Origin of the sequence: Streptomyces lanatus (genome assembly GCF_014655715.1) — a bacterium.
Classification (GTDB): domain Bacteria; phylum Actinomycetota; class Actinomycetes; order Streptomycetales; family Streptomycetaceae; genus Streptomyces; species Streptomyces lanatus.
Genome location: NZ_BNBM01000004.1, coordinates 602512 through 615647 on the forward strand (window position 1 = coordinate 602512; position 13136 = coordinate 615647).

Genomic DNA, 13136 nt, shown 5'->3' on the forward strand with positions numbered 1-13136 from the left:
GGTTCAGGGCGATGATGGTCACGTCCGTGCCTGCTTTCGCTGGACCCGCAGATACACCAGACCGAAGACGACAGCGGCGGCGACGAGCAGGTTCCCTACGGCCGCACCCGGGCCGAATGCGGGCACCAGGTTGCCGAAGCCGAGTTGATAGGACCAGGTGGCGAAGGTGGTGGACGAGTCGGCGGGCCCGCCCTTGGTCATGATCCAGATGACGTCGAAGACCTTGAGCGTGTAGACGAGGCCCAGCAGGAGAGTGACCGCGGACACCGGGCGCAGCAGGGGGAAGGTGATGCGCCAGAAGCGCTGCCAGGCGTTCGCCCCGTCGAGAGCCGCCGCCTCGTACAGGCTCGCCGGGATGGACTGCAGTCCGCTGTGGAGGACGACCAGGTTGAACGGTACGCCGATCCAGATGTTCGCGATGATCACCGAGGTCAGCGACCAGGACGGCGAGGTCAGCCAGTTCACGGGGTCGATGCCGACGGCGCCGAGCACGGCGTTGACGAGCCCGGAGTCGCTGTTGAGCAGCCAGGACCAGGTGGACGCGGACACGATCAGCGGCAGCAGCCACGGCACCAGGAACAGGGCGCGCAGGGTCGCGGAGAGCCGGAAGTTCTGGTGGAAGAAGACCGCGAGTGCCAGACCGATGGCGTACTGGAGGGCCAGGCAGACGGCGGTGAAGACCACGGTGTGGGTGAGTGCCGGGCCGAAGGTCGGGTCGTCGAGGACGGTGGCGTAGTTCGCGAGGCCGGTGAAGGGCGCGTCGCCCTGGACGAAGGAGCGGACGGTGTAGTCACGCAGGCTCAGGTCGAGGTTGCGGTAGAGCGGATAGGCGTAGAAGAGGACGAGGTAGAGGGTGACCGGGGTGAGGAACGCCCAGGCGGCCCACTGCTGGGAGGTGCGGCGGCGCGGGGGCGGGGCGACGGTGGCCATCGTGCTCTCGTCGAGCGTGGGCCGGCGGTCCGGTGGGTGTGTCGACTGTTTCGTCGGACTCATGTCACCGAACCGCGTCCTGCGCCGAACTGAGGGCGTCCTTCGGGGACTTGGACCCGCTGAGGGCGGTTTGGACCGCCTTCCACAGCTGCTCGGAGATCTTGGGGTACTTGGTGCCGAGGTCGTCACTGGTGCGCCCCTTGGCGGCCTTGACCGCGTCGACCCATGGCTTGAGCTCGGCGTTCGCGGCGACCTGCTTGTCCTGGACCTCGCCGGTGGGGGCCACGTAGGACAGGGTGGTGTCGGTGTCGTACAGGTTCTGGGTGCTGGTCAGGCAGGAGACCAGCCGCTGTGCGGTGGTGTAGCGGCCGGTGTCGCCCTGGACCGGGACGGTGACGAACTCGCCGCCGGTCGGGGCGGCGGCTGTGCCGCCCTCGGCGCCGGGTATGGGCAGGACGCCGTAGTCGAAGCCGGCCTTCTGGGCGTTCGCCAGCTGCCAGGTGCCGTTCTCGGCGAACGCGTAGTCACCGCTGGCGAACTCCTGCCAGCTGGTGGTCTGGGTGTTGTTCAGCACCGAGTTCGGGGCGTAGCCCTTCTCCGTCCAGTCGGACCACAGGGACAGTGCCGATACGCCCTGCGCGGAGTCGAGTTCGGTGAGCTTCGCTCCGGAACCCCAGAACCAGGGCAGGAACTGGAAGCTGCCCTCCTCCGTCCCGATCGCGGAGAAGGTGATGCCCTTCTTGCCGGCCTTCTTCACCTTCTCCAGGGCCGCGGTCAGCGACGGCCAGTCCTTGACCGAGGCCACGTCGACCCCGGCCTCCTTCAGGACCTCCTTGTTGTAGTAGAGGGCGAGGGTGTTCGCGCCGATCGGGGTGCCGTACGTCTTCCCTCCCACCTGGCCGGCCGCGAGCAGGTTGGGGTCGACCTTCGAGGTGTCCAGTTTGTTGTCGTCGGTGGTGGTGAGCACTCCGGCCTCGGCCAGGGTGGAGACCACGGGGTTGTCGACGACGAGTACGTCCGGGGAGTTGTCCTGCTGGGCCGCGAGGAGCGCCTTGTTCGTCAGGTCGCTGGTGTCGAACGCCGTCCGCTTGATCTTCACGCCGGCCTTGGTGCCGCAGCCGTCGAGCAGCTTCGCCCACGCCGATGTCCTGTCGAACTGCGGATAGGGGTCCCAGACGGTGTAGGTGCCGCTGTCGTCCCCCTTCGCGGACGAACTGCCGCCGGAGGAGCAGGCGGTGGCTGCGGTGGCGAGGGCGGCGACGGTCAGGGCCGCGGCGGTGAGCCGCCGTCCGGTGGGTCGGTTCATGGCACGTTCCTTTGTGGTCACGGCATGTACTTCGGCCGGGGCATGCCGAAGGAGGGCATGCCGATGAAGTGGGTGGTGGGCGGCAGGCCGGCGTGGGGGCTGGTTCAGGCGGCGGTGCCGGGGTGCGCGGGCCCGGTGCTGGCGCGCAGTGAGATCGGCGGTGCGAGCAGGTGATGGCGTGGTGCCGCGTCGGGGTGGTCGAGGCGCTCGACGAGGAGTTCCACGGCGAGCCGTCCCATCTGTTCCGCCGGTACGTCCGCCGCGGTGAGCTGCGGGGTCACCGTCTCCGCCCACCGGGCCGCCACGACTCCGGTGACGGAGAAGTCGCGCGGCACATGACGGCCGGCTGCGGCCAGACCCCGGTAAATGCCGCCCAGGGCGGCCTCGTTGAGGGTGACCAGCGCCGTGGTGGCCGGGTCGTCGTGCAGGATCCGCTCCATGCAGGCCTGGCCCGAGGGGGCGTCGTCGCCGCAGCAGTAGGTCCGCACGGTGAGCCCGCGCTCGGCCGCGGCCTTGGTGAAGCCGTCGAGGCCGCGGTGGGCGGATTCGTATCCGGCGCGCAGCAGGTGCTCGGGCCGGTTCACGAAGGCGATCCTGCGGTGGCCCAGGTCGGCGAGGTGGTGCACACAGGCCGCGGCCAGCGCGGTGTGGTCCAGGCCGACCCACCAGTCGTCGTCCGACCGTGCGGTACGGCCGATGCAGACGGCGGGGAAGTTCTCGGCGACGAGATGGTCGACGCGGTCGTCCTGGAGCCTGATCTCCATGAGGATCGCGCCGTCGACGCGCCGCTCGGCCAGCAGCCGCTGGAAGGAGCGGTCGCTGTCCATGCCGCTCGGGGAGAGCAGCACGTCGTAGTCGTAGGCCGCCGCGGCCTCCACCACGCTGCCGATGAAGTCCAGTTGCATGCCGGTGTAGTGGTTGCCGGCGGGCGGGAAGACCAGACCGAGGGTGCTGGTCCGGCCGTTGGCCAGGGCCCGCGCGCTCGCATTGGGCCGGTAGCCGAGTTCGTCGATGACCCGCTGGATCTTGCGGCGGGTCTCCTCGGACACCGAGCGTTTGCCGCTCAGCGCGTAGGACACCGTGCTCCGCGAGACACCGGCCCGCTTGGCGATCTCCCCGATGTTCACGGCACTCCTTCGTCGAACCGGTTCGAGGGCGAGCCGACTGTCGAACCGGTTCGCCTGGAGGGAAGTTAGGAGCGCCCGGAAGCGGCTGTCAACACCTTGCGCACAACTCCAGGTTACGGCCGTCCAATCCGTGTCGGAGGTATTGCTGGTCCATTTCCGGCGGTGCTAGCTTCCGGCGAACCGGTTCGATGACCCCTCGCAGGTACTTCGGACACCCCCAGGATCGGCCCGCGAGATTCAGGCCCTGTCCAGCTTGACATTTGTCGAACCGGTTCGACCTCCCGAGACGGATGACCTCACGGAGACCTCAGTGCGACGCAAACCCAGCAGAACGAAAGCCGGCGCCGGTGCCACCGCCGTCACAGCCCTCGCCGCCCTGCTAGCCGTACCCGCGGCCGGCACGGCCGGCGCGGCGGAACCGGAGCAACTCACCGTCGACCTGGCCAGCGACACCGGCGCCTTCCACGGCGGCGCGTCCGGCTCCCTGTACGGCGTCTACGGCGACGGCGTGCCGAGCCGCAACATCCTCGAAGGCATGCATGTCCGCACGGTGTCGACGAAGGCACAGGACGGTCCGCAGCACCCGGGCGCGGACGCGCTGGAGATGCTGCCGCCGTTCGTGGACTCGGGCGGCAAGGACGTCTACATCTACATGACCGACATCTACCGCGGCTTCCCCTACCAGTGGCCGGGCGCCGACGGCCCGGCGCGGCTCGCGGACTTCAAGGAGAAGATCAAGAAGCAGGTCCAGCAGGTCCTGACCATGCCGGACTACAAGGACCATGTCGTCTACGTCCCCTTCAACGAACCCGAGGGGAACATGTTCGGCACAGGAGAGTGGAGCTACGACAAGGTCTCCTGGCTGAACGACCCGCAGCACTACTTCGCGGCCTGGAAGGAGGTCTACCACCTCATCAAGGGCCTCGACCCGGACGCCCGCATCGCCGGCCCCAACACCAGCGTCCTCTACGACCAGGTGAAGGGATTCCTGCAGTACGCCAAGGCCAATGACGTCGTCCCGGACGTGATGACCTGGCACGAGCTGTCCAGCCCCGCCGCGGTCCGCACGAACGTGGCGAAGTACCGCCAGATGGAGAAGGACGTCGGAGTCGGCCCGCTGCCGGTCAACGTCAACGAGTACGGCCACAACTACCACCTCTCGGTGCCCGGTCAGGTCGTCCAGTGGGTCTCCGCCATCGAGGAGTCCAAGATCGACGCCGATCTGGCGTACTGGAACATCGACGGCAACCTCAACGACTCGGCCGTGGAGGCCAACAAGGGCAACGGCCAGTGGTGGCTGTTCAACGCCTACGGCCAGATGTCGGGGCACACCGTGCGGGTGACCGCGCCGCATCCGAACCAGCAGTACACCCTCCAGGGTGTGGCGACCCTGGACGAGGCCAAGAAGCAGTCCCGGGCCATCTTCGGCGGCAAGGCCGGTGACGCGAACGTCGTCTTCGAGAACGTCGACCCCGAGCTGTTCGGCACGACCGTGCACGCCACCGTGCAGGAGATCCCCTGGTCCGGGCAGGTCGGCGACTCGGCCCAGCCGCTGCGGCTGGCCGACCGGGAGCTCGCGGTCGGCGCGGACGGCACCGTGCGGCTGCCGATGACCGGGATGAACGAGATGTCGGCCTACCAGGTCATCCTCTCGCCCGGCGGCCAGGGCACGGTGCCCGCCGAGCCGTCCGTGAGCTGGCGCGGGACGTACGAGGCGGAGAACGCCGCCTACACCGGCAGCGGCTATTCCAGGAACGGCCCGGAGGGCTCTCCCTCCCAGGTCGGGAAGTTCGCGACGTCCGGCGCCTACAACGTGGGCGGCCTGCGCACCGGCTCCGACGGCGTCCTCTCCTTCGATGTCGAGGTCCCGCAGGACGGCACGTACGACCTGAGTGTCTTCGCCAACTCCTACAACCTGTACGACCTGGTGAAGGAACAGGGCCCCACCAATGTCTTCCTGCGCGTCGACGGCAAGGACCCGCAGGAGCTGCGGCTGCCGCTCGGCTACAAGTGGGTGGTCTGGGGACACACGGACACCACGGTGAAGCTGACCGCCGGCAAGCACCGGATCACGCTCGCCGCGAAGGACCCCGACCTGGGCGTCACCAAGGGCGACGCCATCATCGACAAGATCGACCTGTCCCTCCGCGACGAGCGCGCGACCGCGCCGGCGATCTACGAGGCCGAGTACGCCACCCTCTCCGGAACCCGGCCCGGCTACACCTACGCGGGTGCGTCTGGTCCGGGAGCGGTCCCGCTGGCCAAGGGCGACTCCGCGACCTTCTGGGTCCACTCCCGCACCGACGGTGAATCGACCGTGTCCGTCGACCACTTGGGCGGTGGGCAGGCCACCGTTTCGCTCAACGGCGAGAAACTCGACGTGCCCAAGGCCGGCGGCGGCAAGAAGGGTACGGATCAGGTCCGGGTCTTCCTCTCGGGCGGCATCAACAAGATCACCGTGACCGGCACTTCGGGTGAGCTCGTACTGGACCGGCTCCGGGTCGCGCCGTCGAGCGGCACCCTGACGACCAAGGTGTACCAGGCGGAGGCCGGGGTACTGACGGGGGCCGCCAAGGTGACCGACGGCTACCCCTCCGCGTCCGGCGGCAAGGCGGTCACGGCGATCGGCGACGGCAAGGCCAACGCGCTCACCGTCGATGTCGTCGCCGCGCGTTCGGGGCGGCACGCGGTCACCATCCGGTACTCGAACGCCGAGCAGGCCCCGGCCACGCACTACAACCCGGACCCGATCGCCCGCCACGCCGACCTCTCGGTCAACGGCGGACCGGCCCGGCGGGTGCTCTTCCCGACCACCTTCCACTTCAACAACTTCTGGGAACTGACCGTGCCCGTCACCCTCAAGAAGGGCACGAACCGGCTCACCTTCACCGCCGAGGAACTGCCCGACTTCAACGGCGACACCTACAACCAGTACGACCAGCGCTCGCCCTACGCACCGGTCATCGACCGCATCGCGGTCACTCCGCTCGCGCAGCGGTAGCCCACCGGCGTCCGTGATGCGCCGGCCCTTAACCGGCGCATCACGGACTCCCGGTCCAGGCGGCGTGGTGGCCGACCGCGTGGATCAGGCCGTCGACGTCCCGCTCCGTGGTGGCGAAGGAGGTGACGAAGCGGACGACGCCCGGCTCCCAGCGGTCGTGGTAGAAGACGTAGCCGTCGGCCAGGAGTCCATCGATGACCTGCTGGGGCATACGGCAGAAGAGGAGGTTGGCGTCGGCGGCGCCGAGCAGGCCGACCTCGGGTATCGCCTTCAGGCCCTCCTGGAGGCGGGCGGCCATGGCATTGGCGTGGGCGGCGTTGCGCAGCCACAGGTCGTCGGTGAGGTACGCGTCGAGCTGGGCGGCGTGAAAGCGCATCTTGGAGGCGAGCTGGCCGGCGCGCTTGGCGCGGAAGGACAGTTCGGCGGTGAGGGACCGGTCGAAGACGACGATGGCGTCGGCGGTCATCGTGCCGTTCTTGGTGGCGCCGAAGGAGAGCAGGTCGACGCCGGCCCGCCAGGTCAGCTCGGCGGGTGTGCGGCCGAGCGCGGCGACGGCTCCGGCGAAGCGGGCGCCGTCCATGTGCAGACGCAGCCCCGCCTCCTTGGCGATGGGGCCGAGGGTGTGCAGCTCATCGAGGGTGTAGACGGCACCGGTCTCGGTGGCCTGGGTCAGGCTCACCACCGAGGGCTCCACGCTGTGCACGTCCCCGGCCTTGTGCCGTACGGCCGCCCGCAGTTCACCGGGGTCGATCTTGGCGTCGTCGCCCCCGAGCGGGACGAGCTTGGCGCCGGCGGTGTAGAACTCGGGCGCTCCGCACTCGTCGTTGTTGATGTGGCTGTCGCGGTGGCACAGCACGCTGCCCCAGGGCGGGGTGAGGGCCGCCAGGCTCAGGGCGTTGGCCGCCGAGCCGGTGGAGACGAGCAGCACGTCGACGTCGCGCTCGAAGATCTCGCTCATACGGCGCCTGACGTCGGCGGTGACGCTGTCGGCGCCGTACGGCTGGGCCTGGCCGGCGGCCGCGCGGGTCACGGCGTCGACGATCTCCGGGGAGGCGCCGGCGGTGTTGTCGCTGCTGAAGACGCGTGCCGTTGGGGTTGTGGTGCTCATGGTCGGGTCCTTGCTGTGGGATGGGCGGATCAGGTCGCGCGGCGGGGATCCGGTTCCGCGGAGCCGGTGGCCGCCGCCCTCGGGTCCGCTGCCCGGATGAGCTGGCGCAGGGCGCCGTAGTAGACCTCGTCGTCGGTCACGGCGGGCACGATCTCGCCCAGGTTCCCGGTCAGCGCCGGGAAGCTCTCCGGGTCGAGTGCGGCCAGCGCGGTACGGGTGGCCGCCTGTGCGGCCTTGGGATCGCGGTGGTCGACGAAGCCCGCGCTGCCGAGGGTGAGCAGGTACATCCGCCGGTACGCGGTGATCGCCTCCTCGGGGGTCATCCCGACGGCGATGCTGTCGGCGACCTGCGGCTCGACCAGGCGGGCCAGCAGATGGGGGCCGAGCCAGGGCCGAGTGCCGCGCAGGGCGAGCAGCCCCGGATGGGCCGCGAGCAGCCGGTACAGCGCGGTGAAACGGGTCTCGGTGGCCGTGGCCCAGTCGGCGTCCGCCGACTCGGTCTCCGGCAGCTGCGCCGCCAGGTGGTCGAGGCACAGGTCCAGCAACCCGGCCAGGTCGACGCAGCGGCGCTGGAGCGAGGCGAGGGAGATGTCCAGCCGCGATGCCAGCGCGCGGAACGTCAGCGCGTCAGGGCCGCCCTCGTCGACGAGGAGGAGTGCCGTGCCGGCGATCCGGTCCGGGGTCGCGCGGTCCAGTGAAGCAGAGTGACGGGGCATACGAGTCATCGTACGATACGGCGTATCGCTCGTCGCCCGAGAGGCTCTGAGCCGGTGGGTCCGGCGGGTCGCGGTCAGGAAGTGCGGCCGACCGCGACGCTGTCGCGCAGGAAGCCCGCGAAGGCCTGGGCGGCGGGGGTGAGGACGTGGTCGCTCATGCGGACGAGGAGGATGCGGCGCACCGCCGCCGGTGGCTTCAGCGGGAGGACGCTGACGCCGGCCCGGATGCCCTCCAGGGCCAGGGTGGGAGCGAGGGCGACGCCGATACCGGTGGCGACCATGGCCTGGGCCTCCTGGTAGTCGTGGGCCTCGTAGGCGATCTGCGGCTCGAAACCGGCTGTACGGCAGCTGCGGACCAGGGCCTCGGCGACCGGGTGGTTCTCGGCACGGGTGATCCAGGAGTCCCTCGCGAAGTCGGCGAGGGTGACCGAGCGACGGCCGGCGAGCGGGTGGTCCGCGCCGACCAGGAGAGCCGGGGGGTCGTCGGCGAGCGCGGTGACGACGATGTCCTCACGGTCGATGCGGTTCCAGTCGTAGTCCCACATCAGGGACATCTCGATCTCCCGGTTCTCCAGCATCGCCCACAGTCCAGCGATACGGGCGCTGCGCACCGCCAGCCGTACGTCGGGGTGGGCTTCCCGGAAGGCGATCACGGCCCGGGGAAGGAGGGAGGCGCCGACGGTGGGGAAGGTTCCGACGCGCAGGGTGCCCGCGCGCAGGCCCGCGAAGTCGGCCAACTCATTCTCCGCGGCCTTCAGTTCGCTCTCGATCCGCGCCCCGCGCTCGGCCAGGGCACGGCCCGCCTCGGTGAGCGTGACGCCCCGCGCATGGCGTTCGAGGAGCGGCTGCCCGGCCTCCGCTTCCAGTCGGCCGACCTGCTGGGACACCGCCGAGGGCGTGTAGTTGAGGGCGCGTGCGGTCGCGGTGACCGAGCCCCGGCGGGCGACCTCGGTGAAGAGCAGGATGCGCCGGACATCGAGCACCGCGCCACCTCCAGCGTTCATTCCAGGGTTAACTCCAGCTTAATACCCATGCAGATTTCCGAGATTGTACTTCACGCTCTCCGCGCCCACTGTGGATCGCACCCCGCACGGAAGTGCCGTCGGGGTTTCCCCGAGGAGTCCGTCGTGTTGCGTCTGCAGGGTGAGTTGATCCGTGGAGGGACCAGCAAGTGCTGGATCTTCGACCACCGCGATGTGGTGGCGACCGGTGTGGACGCCGACACCCTGCTGCTCGCCGCCTACAACGCCGCCGACCCCCGCCAGATCGACGGCGTCGGCGGCGCCTCCTCCACCACCTCCAAGGCGGCGATCGTCAGGACCTCCACGGAGCCGGGCATCGATGTCGAGTACGCCTTCGCGCAGGTCGGCATCGGTGACGAGCGTGTGGAGTGGGCCAGCAACTGCGGCAACTGCGCCACCGCCGTCGCCCTGTACGCCGTTCACAACGGCCTGCTGCCGATCACATCGGACTCCACCACGGTGCGCATGCTCAACGTGAACACCGGGGCCCGCCTCACCGGCACCATCCCCACCGCCGGGCGCAGGGTGCCCGACGAGGGTTCGGCCGCGGTGCCGGGCACCGCCGCGCTCGGGGTGCCCGTCCTGCTCGGCTTCATGAATCCGGCGGGTTCGACCACGGGCCGCGCCCTGCCGACCGGCCGCGCCCTGGACACCCTGACGGGGCCCGCCGGCCAGGTGGAGGTGTCCCTGGTCGACGCCGGTGCACCGGCCGCGCTGTTCGAGGCCAAGGCGTTCGGACTGCAAGGCACCGAGTCCCCGGCCGAGTTCGCGGCGGCGGTGCCCGCGCTCACCGTGCTGCGCCGTCAGGCCGCCCTGGCCATGGGCCTGGCCGCGGAGAGCGACCCCGTCAGCCATGCCGTGCCGAAGGTCGGGGTCGTCGCCCGCCCCGCCGCCTATCGCACCACCGACGGCACCCGCGTCGGACAGGACGATTACGACCTCGCCGTCCGCATGGTGTCGATGCACGCCCCCCACCCCGCGATCGGCCTCACCTCCGCCGTCGCGCTGGCCACCGCCGCCGCCACCCCCGGCACGCTCGCCCACCGCGTCGCCCGGCAGACCGCCGGCGGACCGCTGCGCCTGGGCACCCCGGCCGGCGTCATCACCGCGCAGGCCGTCCCCGCACCGGACGGCGCCTCTCCCACGGTGCTGCTGCACCGCGCCGCCCGCCGCATCGCCCGAGCCGAACTTCTCGTTCCCGTCCTGGAAGGACGCCCCGCATGAGCCGCAACGACGCCGCCCCGGGCACGGTCCCCTCGCCATCGCGCCGTATCCGCCGACTGCTGTCCCTGCTCTACGTCCAGTGCCTGATCGGCGTCGTCGCAGGTGCCGCTGTGGGCTGGCTGTGGCCGACCTTCGGGGCCGAACTCAAGCCCCTGGGCGACGGCTTCATCGCCCTGGTCCGCATGATGATCGCGCCCGTCATCTTCTGTACGGTCGTCCATGGCATCGCCTCCATGGGCAATGCGCGCGCCGTCGGCCGGGTCAGCCTCAAGGCACTGATCTACTTCGAGGTGCTGACCACGGTCGCCATGGTGATCGGCCTGGTCGTCGTCAACGTCGTCCAGCCCGGCAGCGGGCTGCACGTCGACCCCTCCACCCTCTCCACCGAGGGCCTGCCGCCGGAGGCGACCGAGAGCCACGAGAGCGTCGCCGCGTTCATCCTCTCCATCGTCCCGGACACGGTGCTGAGCGCGCTGACGGGCCATGAGATCCTGCCGGTGCTGCTGATCTCGGTGCTGTTCGGCTTCGGTCTGAACGCCGCCGGTCAGGCGGGGCGGGGGATCACTCAGGGCATCGAGAAGCTGTCCAAGGTCCTGTTCACGCTCATCCGCTGGATCATGCGGCTCGCCCCCATGGGCGCCTTCGGCTCCATGGCCTTCACCATCGGCAACTACGGCCTCGACACCCTGCACCACCTCTTCCTGCTGGTCGGCTCTTTCTGGCTCACCGCGCTCTTCTTCGTCCTTGTCGTCCTCGGCACGGTCATGCGCATCAACGGCCTGCGCCTGCTGCCCTTCCTCCGCTACATCAAGGAAGAGCTCCTGATCGTCCTGGGTACGTCGTCCAGCGAGCCGGTGCTGCCGCGCATGATGGCCAAGCTGGAGCACGCGGGCGCCTCCAAGCCGGTGGTGGGCATCACGCTGCCCGCCGGGTACTCCTTCAATCTCGACGGCACCGCCATCTACCTGACCATGGGCGCGGTCTTCCTCGCCCAGGCCCTCGGCATCGACCTCGGTCTCGCCGAGCAGTTGTCGATGCTCACCGTCATGCTGCTCACGTCGAAGGGCGCCGCCGGCGTCACCGGCTCCGGCTTCATCGCCCTGGCCGCCACCCTCAGCGCCGTCCCGCACGTGCCCGTCGCCGCCCTCGCCCTCATCTTCGGCATCGACCGCTTCATGTCCGAGGCCCGCGCCCTGACCAGCGTGGTCGGCAACGGCGTCGCCACACTGGCGGTGGCCAAGTGGGAGGGACAGCTCGACGAGCGACGCGCCAAGGCCGTCCTCAGCGGCGAGATCCCGTACAACCCCGCTCCCGACCACGACCGCTCCCCCGAGACCACCGAGACCCCCGAGGCCGCCGAGGAATCCGCTCCGAAGGAATCGAGCGACAGGGACCGCGGCCCGGTACCCGCCATCGGCTGACACCCCGCACGACCGGTCCGGAGCGCACGCTCCGGACCGGCGCGGCCGTCGTCCCAGCCCCGCCACCAGTACCCGACGGCGGGGCGTCCCTCCTCCCGAGCATGGCCCCGGATAACGTTCGCGGAGATCACCGCACGCCCGGGAGTTCATGTGATCGGTATCAGCCCGAGGGAATCCGTCGAGACGCTCGAGGCGATCGAGCCCCCGCTCGACAGAGAGGTTCTCATCGGTGTGGTGGTCACGACCGCGCTGGTGGAGGCTCTCGCCGCGGTCTCGGGATCCGAGGTGTGGCTTCTCGGGCTGCTCGTCTTTCTGCCGGGCACGGCATCGGCCCTCTGCACCGTCCGGCAGACCGCGTTCGTCGCGGTGTGGACCGCTTGTGTCGTCACCGCCACGGTGGTGCTGCGCGACCGTGACGGTGGCCATTGGCTCGACCGCCTCCTGCTGATCCTGCTGACTCTGGCCCTGGGCCTGATCTCCGTGTACGCCTGTCGTCGGCGTATCTCACGCGAGGCCGAGATGCTCCGGCTGCGTTCCACGGCCGCGGCGATGCAGCGGCACATTCTGCGCCCGCTTCCCCTGGTGACGGACGACGCCTTGGTCAATGGGCTCTACGAGCCGCTGCACGAGGACCGGTTGGTCGGCGGAGACATCTACGACGTCGTCGCTTCACCCTGGGGTACGCGTGTGCTGATCGGTGATGTGCAGGGCAAGGGTCTGGCCGCGGTGGGCGCGGCGTTCGCCGTCATCGGTGCCTTCCGTGAGGCCGCGTACCGGGAGCCCACGCTGACCGCGCTGGTCGACACCTTGGACGACGCGGTGGTCAGACACAACTCCTACGCCGAACAGACCGGCGAGGACGAGCGTTTCGTCACCGCGCTGATCCTCTGCGTCGACCTGCACGAGGAGGCGCAGATGGTCAACTGCGGCCATGTCGCTCCCTTGTTGGTGCATGACGACGGCGTCACCCGACTCGAACCGGACTCCGGCGTACCGCTCGGCCTCGCCGAACTGGCCAACGAGCCCGTCACGGTGAACTGGTTCGATTTCCCGCCCGGCGCGACGGTACTGCTCACCACCGACGGCCTGACGGAGACCCGGGCGAGCGACGGCACCTTCTACCCGCTCGAAGAACGCGTGGCGAAGAACGCCGGCCTGTCCCCCACCGAGCTGCCGGGGGTCCTCCACGACGACGCCCGCGCTTTCGCCCGCGGCAGCGACCGGCACGACGACATCGCGGTCCTGACGGTCCGCCGTTCAGCGGCTCGCTGACACGTCATC

10 protein-coding genes are annotated in these 13136 nt (G+C 69.9%); 4 read left to right on the forward strand and 6 right to left on the reverse strand.

The features are described 5' to 3' along the window. Positions 1-18 precede the first annotated feature (18 nt). The 3 genes from IE325_RS14655 to IE325_RS14665 all read right to left on the reverse strand — a co-directional run bounded on the left by IE325_RS14655 (position 19) and on the right by IE325_RS14665 (position 3363). Positions 19-993, reverse strand: coding sequence for a carbohydrate ABC transporter permease (locus IE325_RS14655; RefSeq protein WP_373315159.1), 975 nt, complete (start codon positions 991-993; stop codon positions 19-21). A 1-nt stretch (position 994) separates the two neighbouring features. Continuing rightward, positions 995-2236, reverse strand: a complete 1242-nt coding sequence (locus IE325_RS14660; RefSeq protein ID WP_190070278.1) for a sugar ABC transporter substrate-binding protein — start codon at positions 2234-2236, stop codon at positions 995-997. Between the two features lie 104 nt (positions 2237-2340). Further along, positions 2341-3363 carry a LacI family DNA-binding transcriptional regulator gene (locus IE325_RS14665; protein ID WP_190070279.1) on the reverse strand — a complete coding sequence of 341 codons (1023 nt, stop codon included), beginning with the start codon at positions 3361-3363 and terminating at the stop codon, positions 2341-2343. A gap of 376 nt (positions 3364-3739) precedes the next feature. Between IE325_RS14665 and IE325_RS14670 the strand changes: the two genes are divergently transcribed. Continuing rightward, positions 3740-6364, forward strand: coding sequence for a cellulosome protein (locus IE325_RS14670; protein ID WP_373315165.1), 2625 nt, complete (start codon positions 3740-3742; stop codon positions 6362-6364). Positions 6365-6404: 40 nt separating this feature from the next. Here the strand turns inward: IE325_RS14670 and IE325_RS14675 are convergent, their stop codons facing one another. The 3 genes from IE325_RS14675 to IE325_RS14685 all read right to left on the reverse strand — a co-directional run bounded on the left by IE325_RS14675 (position 6405) and on the right by IE325_RS14685 (position 9171). Beyond that, on the reverse strand, positions 6405-7472 hold the full coding sequence (locus IE325_RS14675) for a threonine aldolase family protein (RefSeq protein ID WP_190070281.1): 1068 nt from the start codon (positions 7470-7472) through the stop codon (positions 6405-6407). Between the two features lie 29 nt (positions 7473-7501). Next, positions 7502-8188, reverse strand: a complete 687-nt coding sequence (locus IE325_RS14680; protein WP_190070282.1) for a TetR/AcrR family transcriptional regulator C-terminal domain-containing protein — start codon at positions 8186-8188, stop codon at positions 7502-7504. Between the two features lie 74 nt (positions 8189-8262). Continuing rightward, positions 8263-9171, reverse strand: coding sequence for a LysR family transcriptional regulator (locus IE325_RS14685; RefSeq protein WP_190070365.1), 909 nt, complete (start codon positions 9169-9171; stop codon positions 8263-8265). Between the two features lie 144 nt (positions 9172-9315). On the opposite strand from IE325_RS14685, the gene IE325_RS14690 reads away from it, so the two are divergent. From IE325_RS14690 to IE325_RS14700, 3 genes are all read left to right on the forward strand, one after another. Further along, on the forward strand, positions 9316-10434 hold the full coding sequence (locus IE325_RS14690; RefSeq protein ID WP_190070283.1) for a PrpF domain-containing protein: 1119 nt from the start codon (positions 9316-9318) through the stop codon (positions 10432-10434). Then, entirely contained in the window at positions 10431-11855 is a 1425-nt protein-coding gene (gene dctA, locus IE325_RS14695) for a C4-dicarboxylate transporter DctA (protein WP_190070284.1), read from the forward strand. The genes IE325_RS14690 and dctA overlap by 4 nt, the downstream gene beginning before the upstream one ends. A gap of 150 nt (positions 11856-12005) precedes the next feature. Continuing rightward, complete coding sequence (locus IE325_RS14700; RefSeq protein ID WP_190070285.1) at positions 12006-13127, forward strand: PP2C family protein-serine/threonine phosphatase; 1122 nt, start codon at positions 12006-12008, stop codon at positions 13125-13127. Positions 13128-13136: the final 9 nt, after the last annotated feature.